The following is a 20,348-nucleotide window of genomic DNA, read 5'->3' as shown; positions in this document are numbered from 1 at the left end:
AAAATGGAATATATATTATTAGTTTGTAGTATCGTGGCAATTCTTATTATTGTACAGATGGTTAAGGTTGTACCACAACAACAAGCATGGGTTGTAGAAAAGTTTGGAAAATTTGATAGGGTTTTGCAGCCCGGATTGAATATTTTGATACCAGTGATTCAAAGAGTAGCCTATAAACACACCTTGAAGGAAGAAGCTATTGATGTTACTGCTCAAACAGCTATTTCAAATGATAATGTTACGTTATTAATAGATGGTGTTTTATATGTAAAAATTGTTGATCCAGTCGCTGCATCTTATGGTGTTAATAGTCCATATTATGCCATCACACAGCTTGCACAGACCACCATGCGTTCAGAAATAGGTAAATTACCATTAGATAGGACTTTTGAAGAACGAGAAACGTTAAACATTGCTATTGTGTCTGCTATTAACCAAGCTGCAGTAAATTGGGGGATACAATGTATGCGTTATGAAATTAAAGATATTCAGCCACCACAAACAATACTTAAAGCAATGGAATTACAAGTTGCAGCAGAACGTCAGAAACGAGCTCAAATTTTGGATTCAGAAGGCAATAGACAAGCAAAAATAAACCATGCAGAAGGTGAGAAGGCTCAAGTTGTATTAAATTCTGAAGCTTCCTATATTGACCAAGTAAATAGAGCTAAAGGTGAAGCTGAGGCAATAGGATTAGTAGCAATGGCTACTGCTAAAAGTATTGAAGTTATTGCTGCATCTATTCAAAAGTCTGGGGGTAATGACGCAGTATCTTTAAAAATTGCTGAACAATATATAAATGCTTTTGGTGAGTTAGCCAAAGATAGTAATACAGTAATTCTTCCAGCAAATCTTTCTGAACCAGGGAGTTTTATAACTCAAGCTTTAAGTATTTTTGATCAGCTAAAATCAGTGAGCAATAAAAAATTGTCTAAGGAATCTTCTATGAAGAAACAAACGAGTGCTAATGAGTAATTACTTATTTAACTTGAATTCGACATAAAAATAATTATTATTCTAAGCACCTTCGGATGTCACCCCTGCATAGGCAGGGGGCATCGAAGGTGCATCAGGGGTAATATATCAACCCTAACAGGGACTATACTGATAACAAGTTATATTGAACTCAGGTTACAATAATCAGGTTACAATAAATTTAGGAGAAAATTTAATGACATACGTGCCTATAGTAGTTGAACAAACCCCTAGAGGGGAAAGAGCCTATGATATCTATTCTAGGTTATTAAAGGAACGCATCGTTTTCGTTTGTGGTCAAATTGAAGATTATATGGCCAATGTGGTGGTTGCACAATTACTATTCTTAGAGGCAGAAAATCCAGAAAAAGATATTTTTATGTATATTAACTCTCCTGGTGGTGTTGTGACTTCTGGCTTGGCAATTTATGATACTATGCAATATATTAAACCTAAAATTTCTACTCTTTGTATAGGGCAGGCTTGCTCCGCGGGGTCTCTGTTGCTTACTGCTGGTGAGAGAGGTATGCGTTATTCCCTACCACATAGTCGTATAATGATCCATCAACCGTCAGGTGGTTACCAAGGGCAAGCTACAGATATAGAAATTCATGCTAAAGAAACCATGAAATTAAAAAGAATGCTCAATAACTTATATGTCAAGCATACAGGGCAAGAACTAGATTCTATTGAAAAAAGTATGGAACGTGATAATTTCATGGATCCTGAAGTAGCTAAATCTTTTGGACTTGTTGATGAAATTATCACCGATAGAGCAAAAATCTTAGTAAGAAAATAGTTTAAAAGGCCGTTAGATGTTATGGATTCCTGCTTACGCGCATAGGTGTCAACTTAAGAGTGTAATGATTGAGTATGTATAAGTAAATCAAACCTAAACGTCATTGCGAGAAGCCGCTGCAAGCGGCGACGCGGCAATCTAAGATACGCGAAGCGTTACTCTAAAAAACAGCTTCGCTGTTTATCTGGATCGCCACGGCATCTAACGATGCCTCGCGATGACGGCTGTGTTTAATTTGTTTATACATGTTCAATCATTACGCTCTTAAGTTGACGCCTATGCGCTTACGCGGGGATGACATTATACTGAGCCTTGACTCCTACTCATCCATTGACGCTGCTCCTATTAGTTGCGGTTCGTTATTATGATTAGTACAATAAATCTCTTCGTAAGTAGTATTTTCTATATATTTTGTTACTTCTTTATGACTCATTTGGTTAGTAAATAACATTAATTTTTTGTTATCTTCGTTTATATAAGTTTTAGAAGCAACTAATCTGACATCACTACTACAATCTTTTGCTTCATAAATACCACGCTTTAAGTACTTAATACCATTTTCAGCATTTTTTCTTGAAGTAAAACCTTTTGTTAGAATATTCTCCCACTTACTAAGATCAATATCTAATTTTAAACTAGAATCAATAGCAGCGTATAAATTAGGAAATATATTAATTGCATCTAATAACTTAATTTTAGTCTCTGCATTGATTATCCATCCAGCATCTTTATCTTTATTAACCGGATTTATCGATTGTTCTAAAAGAATTTTTTTACTTAATTTGAAGTATTGGTCTATTTTTTGAGGGTCACAGCTATCAATTATATCATCATACGAAGGCAAAGTTTGTGTTGGTCTAGTTTTTTCTTTTGTAACTCTTTTTTCTATCTGTGACTCTTCGTCATTACTTAGAGTTATTTCATTCAGTTCTTTATGTTCAATTTCTGCTTGCTTTTCCGGATACGATTCGTTAAAATTCTCAGAAAGTTCCTTATGAAATTCTAAAATGTCTTTGTGAAATAAGTATAAAGGATCGTTTGATTTATAGGATATAGCTAGATCTATATATTTTAAGGCAATGTTATAATTGGAAATATCAGAATATAATACTGACAGCTTAAAAAACAGTGCTGATGTTATATCAGGATTAAGCTTTTTTATAATTGCACTGACATTTTCAACACGATTATCTAATAATAATTTAGCTTCTGCCTGAAATTCAGGGGAGATTTTGTTAAACTCTTCTTTTTGTGCTACTATCTGATGTTTTAATATTGACCTATAAGATTTTATGTGTTCTTCATCATTTAATAATATAGCCAATTTAAGATTGATAATAACTATACTGTACTTATCTGTATAACAGAAATCTTTTATTAATTGCAAATCAGTATATTCTTCGTTATTTAAAACATCTTTCATCATCTTTACACAAGGTAACGTATCTGGATGTTTATTAAATAGAGCCTCTGCTTTATTATATTCTCCTATTGTAGTGTATAGACTATATAAATTAGTGACAGTAGCTTGATCAGCATTATATTGATAATATTTTTCAAAATAATCTGTAGCTTCTAAGTGTTTATTTTCAAGCATTAGCAGCATTCCATTATTCCAGTAATGATGGGCTTGTAATACTTTAAAATCTTCTTGTTTATCAATCTCATGAAGTTGAGAAGAACGTATTAATTGATCTGTAATGTTTAAAAAATATTTTGCCTCTCCTATATTATGAATATTAATAAAATACTGTGTTAAGTTTTGGGAAAGTATTATTGACTCTTTAAAGAGTTGCTTATTACGAATTACTGTTAAAGTATCTCGATCCATTGATCCAATAACTTTGGTAAAATCATACAATAATTCAATAAACAGATCATTCTTATCTATAGAATCTATAATTGATAAGAAAGACTCTTTTATATAGGATATCTCTTTAGCTATTACTGTGTTTTTTGATTTATAGTTGTGTAAGTTTAGTAATGCTTCGGCATAAGATGTCCATATCTTTTCACTTTGACTTATATTTAAACTATTTTTGATAGAGATTACTTTTACTATATTATCATTTGGTTTCTTAAATGTGATGCTTGGATCAGTTGGATAAATTTTGCCAATTTTAATATTGGCATAGTCTTCAATAAATTTGGCAAATGATTTGTTGTATGTATACTGCCTCCCCCTATATTCTTGATGAGAACATAAATTAACAAGCAAATATTCTGTTGTTAGTTCTGTATTATCTCCCAACATTTTTTTCTTAATTAGTTCCATTAACACTTCAGGATGAGCATTAGAACAAATATTGTCTATAAAAGCTTTATTACTTTGTCTTGTTGGAAGTAAAGCAAGTGAATTAAGAGTTGCTTTAATTTTTTCTTGTGGTAAAAGTTGGAATTTTATTTTGCTCATATAATTTGCATTTAATTGATTGAACCGTTATAAACGGATTAATAATTAATGCAATAACTTTTTTGCATTAGAAGTCTAATTTTGACAACTATATATAAAATCCCTAATTATCGGTACAATAAACTGTTTAAATTTGCTACCACTAAATAAGCCGTAATGTCCAACTCCCTTTTGTAAATGATATTTTTTCATTGTCATAGGAATACCGGAACACAAATCTAATGCAGTTTTAGTTTGTCCAACCGCAGCTATATCGTCATTCTCACCTTCGATGCCTAGTAAAGCACATTTTGTTATATTTTTTAAATGAACTTTACGATTTTTTGAGACAAATTCATCTTTGGCAAGAGCAAAATCTTTAAATACTTCTTGTATTGTTTGCAGATAGAATTCCGATGTTATATCCATAGTGGCTAAATATTCATCATAAAATTTTATGGTATGATTAGCTTTTTCAAGGTTGCCATCTAGCAAATTTTGTAGTAAATCCAAATGCGAATTGATATGCCGAGGAATATTTAAACTGATAAAACCCATAAGTTGTAAAAATCCTGGATAGACATTTCTTCCGTAACCAGGATAGTTAAAGGGGACGGATGTAATCACCATTTGGCAAAACCATTGCATGCTTTTATGGATTGCAAACAAGTCAACATCTGTAGGATTAAGCCTTGCATCAATAGGTCCACCTATCAAAGTCATTGACCGCGGCACATTTACATCATTATTTGCAGACATTATACTAATGGCAGCTAGAAGGGGAACTGTTGGTTGGCATACTGCCATAGTGTGCAGATTTGGTCCTAGAAGCGTCATAAACTCAATTAAGTAGTCTATAAAATCATCTAAGTTAAATTTACCAAGTTGATTAGGTATAGTGCTTGCATCAAGCCAATCTGTAATATATACATCTGCGTAGGGGAGCATTTCAGTTACAGTGTCCCTAAGTAAGGTAGCATGGTGTCCTGACATTGGAGCGATTATTAATAACTTTGGCATACTCTTCTGCTTAATACCAATTTTGCTAAAATGCTTTAATTGACAAAATGTTTTAGTCGCAACTGTTTTTTCTTTAACGACATAAGATGTACCATTGATAATACATTCATTAATGTTAAATTTTGGCTTCTTATATGTTCTAGTCATCCTTTCAGCAAGCGTCAAATATGCTAACATAACGTGAGCGTAGCCGCTATTTTTTACAGGATTATTACTATTTTTAAACCACTGCTCTAAAATTTCTATGTTCGCTCGCATTGGAATAAGCATAGTTTTAAAGCCTTCTAGTGTATAATAAAGATTATTAGAACTGCCATTATGCATAATATTTGTCCTTTAGAAGTATGTTTATACGTGAATTCGATGTAACTTGTTACATCGAATTCAGTATTATATATAGAAATAATCAGGTTTGAAGCGGTTCTACACCTGATTGTTAAAATATAACACTCCATTCAATATGTGATTTTAATTATTAAAATCACATATTGAATGATGAAAAAAGTTAAAATGCACTCGCGTCAGCCGCTTCAAGAGTGCATTTTCCCTTATAACAAAGCCAGTTCGATATAAGAATTAATGATTCTTATATCGAACTGAGGTTATTTATGCTTTAATTTTATATAATTAAGTGTTAATAATATACTCAAATATGCAATATTCAAATGATTTGAGTATATTTAAGTAATAGACTTCCTGCACCTTCGATGTCACCCCTGCTTCAGTGCGGGGGCTAGAAAAGTCCAAGAGTCTTCTTGGGCTTATCTTTTTAGATTCCTACTTACGCAGGAATGACATCGTTTCCATCTCTTGTAGAAGTAGAATTATGCAAGATGTCTATTAGTGCTAATTAATTATTATGATAATATAAAGGTGATGCGTAAAAAAATTGTGGCGATTATTGGTAGACCCAATGTAGGGAAGTCTACGCTCTTTAATCGTTTGGCTATCAGGAAAAAGGCTATCGTACATGATCTCCCGGGGGTAACACGTGATCGAAAATACGCTGATGCTCAAATTGGACCATTCGATTTCATGGTAATTGATACTCCTGGTTTAGAAGAAGCAATCGGTGAAAAATTAGAATATAGAATGATGCAACAGACTGTAGAAGCGATTCTAGAAGCAGACTTGCTATGCCTTATGGTGGATGGTAAGGATGGCGTATTACCGGAAGATAAGTTTTTTGCTAATTTTATCAGAAGGTATGATAAAAAATCTGTGTTGATTGTCAATAAATGTGAAGGACGGTTTGATTTTGCTAAAGAATACTACAAGCTTGGTTTTGATAATGTAGTGCCAATTTCTGCAGAACATGGTGTTGGTATGGCAGATTTACACGATGCAATAACTGAGAAATTAGGGGATGAGGAACTAGAGGAAGAATTAATCGACCCAATAAAGGCTGACTATATACAAATAGTGGTAAGTGGTAGACCAAATGCAGGAAAATCTACTTTTATTAATAGTATTATTGACAATGAAAGATTGTTAACAGGGCCTGAAGCCGGTATAACAAGGGAATCTATAGAAATTGATTGGCTATATAATGATAATAAATTTAAATTAATTGATACGGCTGGTCTAAGAAAAAAGGGAGCTATTAACAAGTCCTTAGAAAAATTATCAGCTTCTGATACTATTAATAGTATTAAGTTTGCTAATACTGTTATTCTGATGGTTGATGCACGAACGAATTTGGAGCAACAAGATTTGAATATTGCCAGTTATGTTATAGAGCAAGGTAGAAGCCTGCTTATAGTAGTTAATAAGTGGGATTTAATTGAAGGGAAAAATAAAGATAAATTTAAGGAAGAATTTTTTTATAAGATGGAAACCAATCTACCGCAAGTTAAAGGAGTGCCGATAATATTCATATCAGCCCTAAAAAAGCAGAATATTAATATGGTACTAGATGAGGCTATAAAAATTTATACTTTATGGAATAAAAAAATTGCTACCAGTAAACTGAATAATTGGTTAGGTTTTGCACTCGAGCAACATCCGCTGCCCTTACAAAAAGGTGGCAGACGTGTTAGAATTAAATATATGACCCAAACAAAAACTCGCCCACCAACTTTTAAACTATTCTCTAATAATCCTGAGAAAATCACGGATAGTTATACTAGATACCTTGTAAACAACTTGCGGGAAGCTTTTAATTTACCCGGTGTGCCAATAAGATTTACTTATACTAAAACTGAGAATCCATATGTAAAGTAGGGTAATTTAAAAGTCGGGCTACAAGCCTAATAGATAAAGGAAAAAGTGCTTAATATGCACTCGATGTCATTCTCAGCAACGGCGGGAATCTAAAAAAATAAGCCTGAAAGACTGTCAAGTATTATGGATTCCCGCCGTTGCTGAGAATGACATCGATGATGGTTGAATTTATATCTATAACAACTATTAATTATGACTTTTAAATTACCCTGATGTAAAGTCATAGGATTACTGTTGACAAAAACTATCAGAAATTATAAATTCAAATTTTAAGCCTAAATAATCTGAATTTACCAAGCGTGTAAGTTTTAAGTAATGGTCGATGTCATCCCTGCGAAGGCAGGGATCTAGAATATCTTACTACATGTATCTTTGCTATTTTTTAGATTCCCGCCGTTGCTGAGAATGACATCAACCCTCACAGGGATGACATCGCTTCTAGCTAGTTCTTTCTCACATTAAACCTATGTGAGATTATGTAAATAGAGTCAATTAAATTTTATTCAGAAGATAACCAATTATTTTGAAAAAGAGTTTATCGTGAACAAGGGATAGTACAACTTCTATGGTAATTAATATTATAATGATCCATTCAAGTCTAGTTGAGTGCTTATAGTTTAAGTCATTTGACAAAATATTGTAGAGTTCATGGATCATATTCAGCCGATGGTTAAGAATATTCTGACGAATTTGAATATCTTGAAACTCTGCAGTCATTAAGTATAAAGGTTCATAACTAGGACGACGCCAAAAAAATTCAGGAGTATCTAGTATATCGCTGTGTAAATTAATGGAATATCGTTCGTTAAATAATATGCCAATTTGTTGAGATATTTCCTTTTTTGAGAGTGATACACTGCCAGTGCTGGCTAGTTCTTGTTGAATTGGCGTTGTTTTTACAATTAAATTACTTACTGATTTCTCTAGTACACTAAGCTTAACTGACTGAGCTAAAGCATGCGATATAGATAATTTTATAAAAGTTGATTTATCTGCTAGAATGATTTGGTTTTTTTCTTCATCTATAAAAGTTTTACCTGTAGTTTCATCATAATCAAAATAGATAAAGTCAGACATTATCTCGTGAATACTATTAGCTTGCAGAGCTACTATGTCTTCTAGGATCATTTTTTCTTGGCTTTCTTCAGCTCCCCATATAGTAACACAGCCAAATGGGAAAAAGAAAACATCTATAGGGTCTAAGTTTTTTGCTTGTTCTTTTTGAATATATAGTACATCATCGAAGTGTTTAGGTTCAAGACCAATCTTATTGAGATTTATTACTAAGTCATTCATCTTATATTCAGAAGTCGTACAGTAGGAAGCACATCTCATATAATAAATAATTTATAGCAAACAACTGTTGCATCAGTATAATATAGTATTATAAAACTTATTAAAGTCAATTAAAATATCATAGTTGGTAATTATGTATGAAATATTAACAAATAGAGCAATTATTGAAGTTTTTGGTGATGATGCGATGAATTTCTTGCATAATTTGACAACTAATGATATAAAAAATAATAATTATTGTTATAGTTATGCTCTAAGTAATCAAGGAAGGTATTTATTTGATTTCTTTGTATTAAAACTATCAGCAACAAGGTTTTTTATTGATATAAATGTTAATCAGTCTGATTTATTTAAAAATCACTTAGTGCGGTATAAATTACGTGCTAAAATTGAAGTGAATGACTTAACTAACATCTATCAGGTTATTTACTCAAAACAACAGCTAGAATTTAATGGATACAAAGACCCTCGTTATGATCAACTAGGCTTTCGTTCCATTGTTAGTAAAGATGTACTAATAACTACAGGAACAGCAAGACTATACCTGCAAGATAAATATAATTTTGCCATAGTTGATGGGTATGAGGATCTAATTTTCAACAGATCCATTCCGCTCGAATATGGCTGTGAGGAATTAAATGCTGTAAGTTATACCAAAGGTTGCTATATTGGACAGGAAGTTATTTCAAGAACAAAATACCAAGGAGTAGTAAGGAAAAAAATATTTAAATTATCCGTTAACATAGATTCCATTAATACAGGCAGTTCAGATATAGCAAAAGATGATGAGATTATTGCCAATAATATAAAAATTGGTACAATATGTTCGATTTATCAGAACATGGCAATAGCTTTAATTAGAGAGGATGATTATTATTCATTACAAAATACAGCTATTACTGTAAAAAACTTACCTGTTTCTTTGGTTGTTCCACCTTGGCGTTATAGTTAACTATTTTGTCATTGCGAGGAGTCACTTTTGACAGTTGTACTCCTAGAACCTAAACGGGTTAGCTATAACTTGGTCATTACTTGGTTACTTTTTTGATTATTATGGTAGAGTGTTGTCGTGTTTTGCCCAATTCAGGTAATTGTGGCTGTACTGGAGTTAAACCTAATTTCTCATAACCACCACATATTCTCACAATGTTCTCCAACTCTTCTAATGCTGTACTACTTGCATCTGCTGTTTTCTCTCGTTGATATTCTGTTGCATGGGTATCATAATGTTTTCCTACAAACTGACTTGCTAGATCAGGATATAGCTCAGCAAGTTTGTGCAATGATTTTCTTTCTTGGGCTAGTAAGTTAGGTAATGATTGTAATTTAGCAGTTGTCCGCTCAAGAGTCTCATAATCAAAATACTCGGACAATCCAACTTCCAGCTCTTCAATGGTTGGTAGGGCAGTTTTTATATTTTTTGGCAAGCTTTCAGTCAACTTATATTCAGCAAGACCAATTGGCTTAGTCATGTCCCGTAGTGCATATTCGGCTTTGATTTGTTCTCCTTTATCCTTACAAAGAATTAAGCCTATAGATGGATTATCAGTTGAATGTTTTAATTGTTCATCAACAGCTGATAAGTAAAAATTTAATTGTCCTACATCACGAGGAGAAAATTTACCTGCCTTGAGCTCAATAATTATAAAGGCTCTAAGATGCAAATGATAGAATAACAGATCAATATAATAATCTTCATTTCCTATTGATAATTTATATTGTCGTCCCACAAAGGCAAAGCCTACTCCAAGTTCAAGAAGAAATTTTTCTATATGAGAAACTAACGCTTTTTCAACTTCTCTTTCATGTGCTTCATTGCCTATGCTAAGGAAGTCAAAAATATATGGATCTTTTAGAGTATGATGGGCTAAATCTGACTGCGGAGATGGTAATTTATTTTTAAAATTTGTTATAGCTTGACTCTGACGTTTATGTAGAGCTAATTCAATTTGCATAACCATTACATTTCTTGACCAACCATATGTAATAGAGTGCTTAATATAAAAAAGACGAATCTCTTTATCTATTACCTTATCTAGTAAAGTAATATTATGATACCATGTTAATTGTGCAAGTACCTCTTGCACAAATGTAGGTTCAGGATATTCTTTAGCAAATTGTCGCATATATTTAAGGTTTCTAGTGCTAAATCCTTTCATTTCAGGAAAAGCAGATATTAAATCACGACTAAGTTTGTCAATTATTTTAGTTCCCCAGGCATGTTGCTCTTGACGAGTCAAAATCTCGCTACCAATATGGTGATATAAAATTATCAGCTCTTTATTAACAGATCGTGCTGCTTGATAGCGACTTGTAGCTACACGGTCTTTTAACTGTTCTAAAAACTCTTTATATTCTGTAGTTATAATATTTTTATCCACGGTGGTTCTTAATTTATTGATTCCCTAACGTAATCACTATACCATTAATTCAGGATAATGATAACTCTTAAAAAAAAATGTGAGCAAGAGTAATGTATTGAGGAATGAAAAAAAATAAGCAACCTTGCAAAAATAATAAAAATTGCTATTAGTGGAGCATAAAAATCTGTTATATTTATTATATATTAGTTAACCCTAGGAGGACACAGTATTAGTAGCAATGAGAAAGAACAGCAAGATACCATATGAGTAAAATTATATTTTTAAATGGATGTGGCTCTGCTGGTAAAACATCTATAGCAAGAGCAATACAGTATTTAAGTAAGGATTCTTGGCTTACTTTTGGTATAGATACTTTTATTAGTATGACACCATTACCATGCTCATCTGATGATAAACCTGATGCTAGATATTTTACCTTTGTTCCGGGGATAAATGATCGTGGTCCAACCATGCGTGTTGAAACTAAGCCAAAGGGTGAGCAGCTCTTTGGTCTCATGCCGGATTTTGCCAATCTACTTGCAAGTCGTAATAATAACCTTATCATTGATGAAGTCTTATTTGAAGATGCTTGCCTCAAATCTTATATAAAAAGCTTGAATGGCTATATTGTCTATTTTGTTGGAGTTTTTTGTGATCTTTCAGTGATGCAAGAACGAGAAATTTTACGCTGTGATCGTGCTATAGGTTTATCGAATGACCAAATAGATAGAGTCCACGCAGGTAGCCTGCGAGAATATGATTTAACAGTTGATACTACGAACCGGTCACCTTTTGAGATTGCCAAGCAAATTCTAGCTTTTGTAGAGGAGAATCCTATGCCACAAGGTTTTATTATTATGCATGAGAGATTACAGTTATGACGCTTCCCTTAAAACCTTTTTATTTTTTACGTCATGGTGAAACAGATTGGAATCGACACCATATTTACATGGGTTCGCAGGATATTCCTCTCAACCAAACTGGAGAAAACCAAGCACGGGAAGCCTCTGATATTCTTGGAAAAAAGGATATAAAGCATATTGTCACAAGCCCACTTATGAGAGCATACAGGACTGCTGAGATCGTTAATGAAAAGCTAAAGGTTGATATTACAATTGTCCCGGAGTTAGCAGAATGTTGTTGGGGTGAATATGAAGGCCAACCCATTGATGATAATATTCTGAAGAGATGGCTAGATGGCAATCCTCACCAAGGAGCAGAATATGTAAATGATTTTGATAAGAGAGTTTTGCGTGGTATTAATATTGCACTCAGCTTTCAAGAGCCAGTTTTAATTGTTGCACATAGTGGTGTTTATCGTGCTATCCAAAGACTTTTAGGAGGGTCAATTATATATCTTAAAAATTGTTCTCCCATTTTTTACAATCCACCAATCGGACAAAGTCAATCATGGTCTATGTGTGAACTCAGTTAACCTTAGGTTAGTTGTGAGGAGGAGATTTATAAGTAATATCAAAATTCGTTACTGTGCAATGGAGGACATCTCTTGCATGTTACCTCTCATGGAACAACTTGGGTATACTCTTCTGCTTTGAAGAATTGTTTTTTGAAAATATCATGGATTCGCATGCTCACGTACTATATGTACGCTCCGCTTGCTCACCATTCATTTTCAAATCCAATTCTTCAAATCATTTGAGTATATAAGGTATCAGAGGAGGAATTAAAAGCAAGATTTCAAAGATTCACAAAAAACGATGGTTATGGCGTTGCTGTAGCATGTTTAGAATCCCAAATTGTGGGGTGGGTTGCATGGTCTAAATCTCAACTTTTTATATCAGATAAAACAAGATTTCATATTGAAGGAGTTGTGGTTGATGAATGTTACCGAGGTCAAGCTATTGGAAAAAGATTGATGGATTTTGTAGAGAATGTTGCACAACAGTCTAGTCCAAGCATCGTTGATTTAACCTCTGGTCTTAGGCGTGCCAAGGATGGAAGTCATGAGTTTTATAAAAGCCTTGGTTATCAGAATGATGGTCTGATGGCAAAACTATATTTAAGGAAAGAAATTGAATGAGTGAATCAAAATCTCTTTTAAAGCCAAATGCATGGGAGGCTTATTACAAAGAAAAATTTCATAAACCAGCAAGAGAGTTTGTTGTTGAATTCTTTAAAAAAGTTGAATTACTAGATAATCAAAAAATGCGAGGTACAGCCATTGATTTAGGGGCAGGAGTAGGACATGAAACATTTTTGTTATTAGAAAAAGGTTTCAATGTTATTGCAATAGACAAGCAAAAAATGGCTTTTGATTTTATGCTTATTAAATATCCAGAAATTGTTAAATATAAAGATCATTTTAAAACTTTAATATCTTCTTTTGAAGAGTTAGATTTTCAAGAATTACCAAATGTAGACATCATAGTTGCTAGCTTTTCTGTACCGTTTTGTAAACCTGAATATTTTAAAAAATTTTGGAGTAATATTGTAAATAAGATTGATTCAGGTGGTTATTTTATTGGGAACACTTTTGATCCCGAAATTGTAGCTTTTTGGAAGGAGGATAAGAAAAATATGACTTTTCATACAAAAGAGCAAACAATTGATCTTTTTAAAGAGTTTAACATTATTAGTTTTAAAGAAGTGAAGACTTTACCAAAAGAGGATAGGAAAATTGATCATTATTATGAAGTTATAGCCAAGAAAAAATAAGATAAACCTTGTTACAGGACATGTTATGAATATTCATTTTGAAAAAGCTAACTTAAGTCATAAAGAAACTATTTTTAACTGGTTAAAAGAACTCCATGTTCAGGAATTTTGGGATAATAGCCAAGAACATAAAGATGATATTTTAAATTTCATCAACGGTCGTATAAAGCCTTCAAGCTACGCAGGTGGTCTATACACATATTGGATAGGGTGTATCTATAACGAACCTTATTGCTTGGTCATGACACTACAAGAAAAGCAGGAATATTCTATACCACTACTCAAAAAAGCTTATCTTTCAAAGCATGGTCACACCTATAGCATGGATTATACCATTGGCAATATAGCCTATTTTGGCAAAGGATTAGGGGCAAAGACTTTAGAAGTATTTATTGATTTTATTAGAAGTAGTTATGATAGCTAGGCTGATACTTTTTTTATTGATCCAGATGTCACAAATCCAAGGGCTAGACATGTTTATGAAAAGGCGGGATTTAAATATATCGATGATTTTATTATGGAAGGAGAGGGGGTATTTGCTGGATGCAAAACACATTTTTTAGTAAAGCGATTGTAATCAATGGTACAAATTAATATCAAAATAAAGAATACAGTAAAGTTTCAGGAAAATATTTTAATCCGGCTTGCTGAAACTACTGACATTTCATCATTTGTCGCTCTGTCATATAAAAAGCGTCGTGCTTATGAAAAAGCTCAGCCACAGTTTTGGAAATATGCTGGTTCTGAATCCGAGGAATCTCAAAAGCAATGGTTCAAAGAATTATTGAGGTTAGACGATCACATTATGCTGGCTGCAGTTTACAAAGAAAAAGTCTTAGGTTTCATCATCGGTAGATTAACGTTAGCACCAAAAGTCTATAACCCGGGTGGACTAACGCTTATGGCGTTAGTCCACCCGGGTTATAGACTTTTATCGATGATTTTTGTGTGGAAAGTAAACACGATTGGAATTTTATTGGTCAGAAATTGATTAAGGAAATCAAGGAACTCGCAAAAACTAAAAATGCTGCTCAGTTTCTTGTCGTTTGTGGTGCATATGACGAGTCCAAACGTAGCTTCCTTAAAAGTATGGGTTTAACTGTGGCTTCTGAATGGTATGTGGGAAGAATTATGTGATTACAGGAATGAATCATGTTACTTTAGCTGTAGTTTGATCAGTCTTGTGAGTTTTTTCGTAATACTCTGCTGCTTTAAATAATTATTTTTTTAATATCATGGATTCACGTATTAAATGGTAATACTTGCGTTCGCCCGCCTCTTGTTTGTTGTTTCCATTCTTCAAATCATTATGGGTATACTCCCCAAATCTAACTTAAAACAATGGAAATCAGTTGTGTTTATTATGAATTTTATTATAATGAAATATTTAAAGCCTTTATTTTAACTCAAGGTTATCTTAAGGCACGAATATTACTGACTTTAATATAAGGAAAAATGCATTCTTAAAGCGGTTTTGCGAATGCATTTTAAACCTTTCTAAAGCTAAAAACATGATTTTAATCTTTTAAAATCATGTTTTTAGCAAAATATTAATTTAACAATTAGATGCAGAGCCGTCTCAAATCTGATTGTTTCGATAATTTCACCGAATTTGGGATAAGAATTGACAAATTCTTATCCCAAATTCACGTAACTACGTGGGAATAACACCACAACTGTTGAAAGTTAAAAAAAACCGTCATTGCGAGGAGGCTGTAAGGCCGACGAAGCAATCCAGTAACATCATTTATCTATAGATTGTTTCCTAGATTGCTTCGCTTACGCTCGCTAATAGACGCTGTGGTATAGGTGTTTGTAAACTTTCAACAGTTATGGGAATGACACAATAGGCTATTAAACCGATGTCTTACATCGATATTTGAGGTTAAATTAGTAGATTTAAGGAGGGTTATGTATAGAATTAACTTTATTATTATAATCTTATCTTTCATGCTTACAGGTTGTCTGCCAGCTGTTTTTACTGCAGCAACTACCTCTACTCTTGCAGTTGCAAAAGATCAATCAATTGCGGAGACAATTGATGACGTAAAAATAGCTACAAAAATCAAAGCTTCTTTTATAAAAAATAATTTCAGGGAATTATATACTAAGATTAAGGTTGAGGTAAATCAGGGTAGGGTACTACTGACTGGAATCATAGACAAAAAAGAAGATGCATTAAAAGCTGTAGAAATTGTGTGGGGTGAAAAAGGAGTTCGTGAAGTTATTAACGAACTAATAATAGATAAAAAAAGTGATCATTTTGACTTAGTGCAATATACTAAAGATGCTATGATTACTAGTCAGATCAAGGCTAGAACTTTTGTTAACCGAGATATAAAATGGGTAAATTATACCATTGTTACAGTGAATGATATAGTATATATATTTGGTATAGCAAGGTCTGAGGAAGAATTAGAAAAAGTTACTTCTATTGCTTCCCAGATTAATGGTGTGGCAAGGGTTGTCTGTCATGTTAAAATAAAAGAAACTGAAACTGAAAATGATAATAAATAATCTCAATTCGATATAACTTGTCATATCAAGTTCAGGTTAAATATGATATAAATGAAAGTGAAACTTAGATATATTATTTTGTTGCTAGTTTATTGTATAGGGCTTAGCTCTTGTTCTACTAAGCCTAGTCTATATCGTAAATTATCGCAGGAAGATCCTAAAAATGTTCATTATAAGGGACACTATAAGATAGGCAATAAATATACTATCAAAGGTAAGACTTATAAACCTAAGGAAGATATTAATTGCAACCAAGTAGGTATAGCATCTTGGTATGGTTCTAAGCATAAATTTCATGGAAAAAAAACAGCAAATGGTGATACATATAATAAACATATGCTAAGTGCAGCCCATCCTAGTTTGCCATTACCTAGTTTGGTTAAAGTGACTAACTTAAGTAATAATAAATCTCTTATTCTTATGGTTAATGATCGCGGTCCTTTTAAAAAGAACCGTATTATAGATGTTTCGGAAAAATCTGCTGAAATTTTAGGATTTAAAAAACAAGGTATAGCAAAGGTTAGAGTACAATATATGCATAAGGAGAGTAAAGAATTTTTGAATAATATTGCTTTAAAGCCTAAGGAAAATTGTATTGCAAAAAAGAAAGTAGCCAATCCTAAATGTAGCGTTAATTGTCATATTAAATTAGTAAATCTAAAACATAAATTAGCAGTTAACCCTTGATGATTTTTGTATTATAGTGTATGCCCAAATTGGAAAACCAATTCTTCAAGCTTTTATAGGAGTATACATGATTGTTTTTGGAAAATATAAATTAAATGGACCACAGTATCTTGAGTCTTATAGGAAGATGTTGTTGCTTAGAAGATTTGAAGAAAAATGTGGGCAGTTTTATGGTATGGGTCTAATAGGTGGGTTTTGTCACTTATATATTGGGCAAGAAGCAATAATTGCTGGTGTGGATTTAGTAAAACAGGTTGGTGATAGTACTATTACCAGTTACAGGGATCATGCTCATATTATTTCAGCAGGGACTGAAGCAAAATACGTATTAGCAGAGCTGATGGGTAAAGAGACTGGTTGCTCGAAAGGCAAGGGTGGTTCAATGCATCTGTTTGACGTAGAAAACAAATTTTACGGTGGACATGGTATTGTAGGGGCTCAAGTGCCTATAGGTACTGGTCTAGCTTTTGCTGAGAAATATCGAAATACTAATAATATATGTTTTACTTTCTTGGGAGATGGGGCAGTTAATCAAGGTCAAGTATATGAAGCTTTTAATTTAGCGGCGTTATGGCACTTACCTGTAGTTTATATTATTGAAAATAATCAATATTCAATGGGTACTTCAGTAGCTCGTTCTACCTTTATGACTGACCTGTACAAGAAAGGGGAGTCATGTGGTATTACGGGATTTAGACTAAATGGTATGTTGTTAGAGTCAGTTTATGATTATGTTCGGCAGGCTGCGGAGTTTGTTAGAAATGATGGTGAACCAATAATATTAGAAATGGATGCTTATCGTTACAGAGGACATTCAATGTCTGATCCAGGTAAATACCGTAGTAAGGAAGAAGTGGAAAACTATAAAGAACAAGACCCATTATCACAAGTGAAAAATATAATTTTGGCTAATAAATATGCTAGTGAAGAGCAGTTAAAAGAAATTGAGAAAGAGGTTAAAGAGGTCATTGCAGAAGCAGTTGAGTTCTCAGAAAGATCAGCCTTACCGGATGAAAAAGAGCTATATACGAATATTTACGTTGAATGAGTAGAAACATGTTACAAACGACGGTACGGGAAGCCTTACGTGCAGCAATGCAAGAAGAAATGTTAAGAGATGATAGTATCTTTATTATGGGAGAAGAAGTTGCTCAGTACCAAGGAGCGTATAAGATAACCCAAGGGTTATTAGAGCAGTTTGGTTCAAAAAGGGTAATTGATACGCCAATAACAGAACATGGTTTTACTGGCGTGGCTATTGGAGCGGCATTTGCTGGGCTTCGTCCCATTGTTGAATTCATGACATTTAATTTTGCCATGCAAGCAATGGATCAAATAGTTAACTCTGCAGCTAAAACTCATTATATGTCTGGTGGAACTATTAAATGTCCAATAGTATTTCGTGGACCAAATGGGGCAGCAAGTCGAGTCGCTGCCCAACATAGTCACAATTATACAGCTTGTTATAGTCATATTCCGGGGCTTAAGGTAGTAGCTCCCTATAGTGCAGAAGATCACAAAGGGCTTCTAATGACTGCTATTCGTGACGATAACCCGGTTATTTTCCTAGAAAATGAAATTCTCTATGGTCATAGTTTTGAAGTCCCAGAAATAATAGAACCAATTCCATTTGGTCAGGCTAAGAAACTTATTGAAGGTGATGATGTCACAATAGTAACATTTTCTTTGCAAGTTAAGTTGGTCTTAGATGCAGCAAATAGCTTGTATGATAGTGGTATTAATTGTGAGGTAATCGACCTAAGAACTATCAAGCCCTTAGATATAGAAACTATATTAGAGTCGGTTAAAAAAACTAATCGGTTGGTTGTTATAGAAGAAGGCTGGTTTTTTGCAGGTGTTGGTGCAACTATAGCTAGTATGGTAATGAACCAAGCATTTGATTATCTAGATGCTCCTATAGAGATTATCTCAGGTAAGGATGTTCCTCTACCATATGCTATTAATCTAGAGAAATTAGCACTGCCAACTATAGAAGATGTTATTAGTGCTGTGAAGAAAGTGTGTTATACTAGGTAGACTTCAAGAGTTAAGGTCGTCAGTTTAACCACTACCGATGTCATTCCCGCGTAGCGGAAATCCATAATATCTAATAGCCTTTGCAGGCTATTTTTTGGATTCCCGCTTTTAGCTAGGAATGGTATCTCTCTGCCATTTAATAGTTTGGTGATGTATTTAGTAATATACTAATAATTTGGTCGATAAGATCAGAGTTAGCATTAATGTAATCTTCAGTTAACTTTAATAACGCAAGTAGATTGGCTTTAGAAGCATTATCCATAGCACTTGTCTTCTTATCAAGCTCAAATTGTAGGCGGCAGGAATTACCATAAATTTCCCCTAATTCAGAATTATACAAACCTTGAGCTTGCATCATTCCACTAATCAAATTAGCTTTTAGTACCCAACCAATAACCCCTGATTTACATAAATCTTTCGACTCTATGCCTAGTTTTGTCAATCCTGTACCAAGTGATATAAGTACGATATCTTTTTGAGTTAGTGTATCATCTAGCTCATAAGCTAAATTAGCAGCTATCAACTCAGGATTACTGGCAAACATACCCCCATCTACTTGATAACTGCTGTTATTATACGCATTAGTTAGAAGCTTTGGTGCAAAGAATATAGGGGCAGCACTGCTAGCTACTGCAATATCACTTATCAGAAAATCATTATTAGGGTCTTTAAGTGCCTGCTTTCTAGTCCACACCTGTGGTAAATCAGTATCCAAATTATAGGAAGTAACAGCCGTAGGGTTTATTAGTTGGCTCATCCTAGTATTACCAAAAAGCCCTATTAATATCTTGTCATATTGACTCCGATCGTATTTTGATCCCCAAAGACCAAAACCAGTATATATTTTTCTAAACATGGAAGCGTAAAAAATATCTTTAGACTTTTGCATATATAGATCTAAAATGTCAGAAGCTTTATATTTTGGCTGTCCTGATTCATTAGGTGTAGCAAGAGCTAACACCACAAGTCCACCTGTAGAAGTACCTACCATAAGGTCGAATAACTCACTGGCAGGTTTACCACTTCGATTTTCAAACTCTGCAACAATACGTGCTGGTATAATACCCTTAACCCCACCGCCATCTATTGATAGTATTCTAACAGCTTTCTTCTTATTTTTAAGAATAGATATATTTTTTGTTACTAAAGGACATAAGTTGGCAGAAATTAAAGGAGAGCCTTTTTTGCTATATTGCATCTGTTTTCTAGAAGTACAAGCAGTAAATACTACTAATATAAGTAAAAATACTATGACATTTTTCATAATAACCTAAGAATATTTAATTGATTTACCCCAATTTGTGATAAGAATTAGTTAATTCTTATCACAAATTAGCTTTAATATAAGGAAAAATGCATTCTT

Annotated in this window: 16 protein-coding genes and 3 pseudogenes; 14 read left to right on the top strand and 5 right to left on the bottom strand. The window is 33.3% G+C overall.

The window, feature by feature from the left end; all coding sequences use genetic code 11:
* Window positions 1–3 precede the first annotated feature (3 nt).
* A complete protein-coding gene (locus AAGD45_RS07955) occupies window positions 4–975 on the top strand; it encodes a stomatin-like protein (protein ID WP_341761354.1) in 972 nt (323 codons plus the stop codon).
* A 196-nt stretch (window positions 976–1,171) separates the two neighbouring features.
* Window positions 1,172–1,774, top strand: a complete 603-nt coding sequence (clpP, locus tag AAGD45_RS07950) for an ATP-dependent Clp endopeptidase proteolytic subunit ClpP (RefSeq protein ID WP_341761353.1) — start codon at window positions 1,172–1,174, stop codon at window positions 1,772–1,774.
* A 319-nt stretch (window positions 1,775–2,093) separates the two neighbouring features.
* Here clpP and AAGD45_RS07945 read toward each other — a convergent pair whose 3' ends face one another.
* Both AAGD45_RS07945 and phaZ read right to left on the bottom strand, forming a co-directional pair.
* The gene (locus AAGD45_RS07945; RefSeq protein WP_341761352.1) at window positions 2,094–4,187 is read right to left on the bottom strand and encodes a hypothetical protein; all 2,094 of its coding nucleotides are present in this window, start codon (window positions 4,185–4,187) and stop codon (window positions 2,094–2,096) included.
* A 75-nt stretch (window positions 4,188–4,262) separates the two neighbouring features.
* Window positions 4,263–5,510: a polyhydroxyalkanoate depolymerase gene (gene phaZ / locus AAGD45_RS07940; protein ID WP_341761351.1), complete on the bottom strand. Its 1,248-nt coding sequence runs from the start codon at window positions 5,508–5,510 to the stop codon at window positions 4,263–4,265.
* 552 nt (window positions 5,511–6,062) lie between these two features.
* Between phaZ and der the strand changes: the two genes are divergently transcribed.
* Entirely contained in the window at window positions 6,063–7,409 is a 1,347-nt protein-coding gene (gene der, locus AAGD45_RS07935; protein ID WP_341761350.1) for a ribosome biogenesis GTPase Der, read from the top strand.
* A 492-nt stretch (window positions 7,410–7,901) separates the two neighbouring features.
* On the opposite strand, the gene AAGD45_RS07930 is transcribed toward der, so the two are convergent.
* Window positions 7,902–8,705 carry an RMD1 family protein gene (locus AAGD45_RS07930; protein WP_341761349.1) on the bottom strand — a complete coding sequence of 268 codons (804 nt, stop codon included), beginning with the start codon at window positions 8,703–8,705 and terminating at the stop codon, window positions 7,902–7,904.
* A 133-nt stretch (window positions 8,706–8,838) separates the two neighbouring features.
* Here AAGD45_RS07930 and AAGD45_RS07925 point away from each other — a divergent pair, with 133 nt between their 5' ends.
* The gene (locus tag AAGD45_RS07925; protein WP_341761348.1) at window positions 8,839–9,657 is read left to right on the top strand and encodes a folate-binding protein; all 819 of its coding nucleotides are present in this window, start codon (window positions 8,839–8,841) and stop codon (window positions 9,655–9,657) included.
* Between the two features lie 397 nt (window positions 9,658–10,054).
* On the opposite strand, the pseudogene AAGD45_RS07920 reads toward AAGD45_RS07925, so the two are convergent.
* A pseudogene (locus AAGD45_RS07920) lies at window positions 10,055–11,086 on the bottom strand (PDDEXK nuclease domain-containing protein); the annotation flags it as partial.
* A 245-nt stretch (window positions 11,087–11,331) separates the two neighbouring features.
* Between AAGD45_RS07920 and AAGD45_RS07915 the strand changes: the two are divergent.
* The 10 genes and pseudogenes from AAGD45_RS07915 (at window position 11,332) to AAGD45_RS07870 (ending at window position 18,985) form a co-directional block, all read left to right on the top strand.
* Window positions 11,332–11,949, top strand: a complete 618-nt coding sequence (locus AAGD45_RS07915) for a phosphotransferase-like protein (RefSeq protein WP_341761347.1) — start codon at window positions 11,332–11,334, stop codon at window positions 11,947–11,949.
* Entirely contained in the window at window positions 11,946–12,503 is a 558-nt protein-coding gene (locus AAGD45_RS07910) for a histidine phosphatase family protein (RefSeq protein WP_341761346.1), read from the top strand. Before AAGD45_RS07915 ends, AAGD45_RS07910 begins: the two co-directional genes overlap by 4 nt.
* A 303-nt stretch (window positions 12,504–12,806) precedes the next feature.
* Window positions 12,807–13,109: pseudogene (locus AAGD45_RS07905) on the top strand (GNAT family N-acetyltransferase); the annotation flags it as partial.
* Window positions 13,106–13,744 carry a class I SAM-dependent methyltransferase gene (locus tag AAGD45_RS07900; protein ID WP_341761345.1) on the top strand — a complete coding sequence of 213 codons (639 nt, stop codon included), beginning with the start codon at window positions 13,106–13,108 and terminating at the stop codon, window positions 13,742–13,744. The pseudogene AAGD45_RS07905 and the gene AAGD45_RS07900, both read left to right, overlap by 4 nt.
* A gap of 25 nt (window positions 13,745–13,769) precedes the next feature.
* On the top strand, window positions 13,770–14,168 hold the full coding sequence (locus AAGD45_RS07895; RefSeq protein ID WP_341761344.1) for a GNAT family N-acetyltransferase: 399 nt from the start codon (window positions 13,770–13,772) through the stop codon (window positions 14,166–14,168).
* Window positions 14,169–14,324: 156 nt separating this feature from the next.
* A complete protein-coding gene (locus tag AAGD45_RS07890) occupies window positions 14,325–14,735 on the top strand; it encodes a hypothetical protein (protein WP_341761343.1) in 411 nt (136 codons plus the stop codon).
* Window positions 14,736–15,655: 920 nt separating this feature from the next.
* Window positions 15,656–16,261: a BON domain-containing protein gene (locus tag AAGD45_RS07885; RefSeq protein WP_341761342.1), complete on the top strand. Its 606-nt coding sequence runs from the start codon at window positions 15,656–15,658 to the stop codon at window positions 16,259–16,261.
* A gap of 72 nt (window positions 16,262–16,333) precedes the next feature.
* Window positions 16,334–16,948, top strand: a pseudogene (locus AAGD45_RS07880) (septal ring lytic transglycosylase RlpA family protein); the annotation flags it as partial.
* A 67-nt stretch (window positions 16,949–17,015) separates the two neighbouring features.
* On the top strand, window positions 17,016–17,996 hold the full coding sequence (gene pdhA, locus AAGD45_RS07875; RefSeq protein WP_341761341.1) for a pyruvate dehydrogenase (acetyl-transferring) E1 component subunit alpha: 981 nt from the start codon (window positions 17,016–17,018) through the stop codon (window positions 17,994–17,996).
* Window positions 17,997–18,004: 8 nt separating this feature from the next.
* Window positions 18,005–18,985: a pyruvate dehydrogenase complex E1 component subunit beta gene (locus AAGD45_RS07870; RefSeq protein WP_341761340.1), complete on the top strand. Its 981-nt coding sequence runs from the start codon at window positions 18,005–18,007 to the stop codon at window positions 18,983–18,985.
* A gap of 136 nt (window positions 18,986–19,121) precedes the next feature.
* Here the strand turns inward: AAGD45_RS07870 and AAGD45_RS07865 are convergent, their stop codons facing one another.
* Entirely contained in the window at window positions 19,122–20,249 is a 1,128-nt protein-coding gene (locus AAGD45_RS07865) for a patatin-like phospholipase family protein (protein WP_341761339.1), read from the bottom strand.
* Window positions 20,250–20,348: the final 99 nt, after the last annotated feature.

It is taken from the genome of Candidatus Tisiphia endosymbiont of Thecophora atra (genome assembly GCF_964026395.1).
GTDB lineage: Bacteria > Pseudomonadota > Alphaproteobacteria > Rickettsiales > Rickettsiaceae > Tisiphia.
The sequence above is the reverse complement of the archived record's forward strand: the minus strand, read 5'-3'. Positions and strand labels throughout refer to the sequence as shown.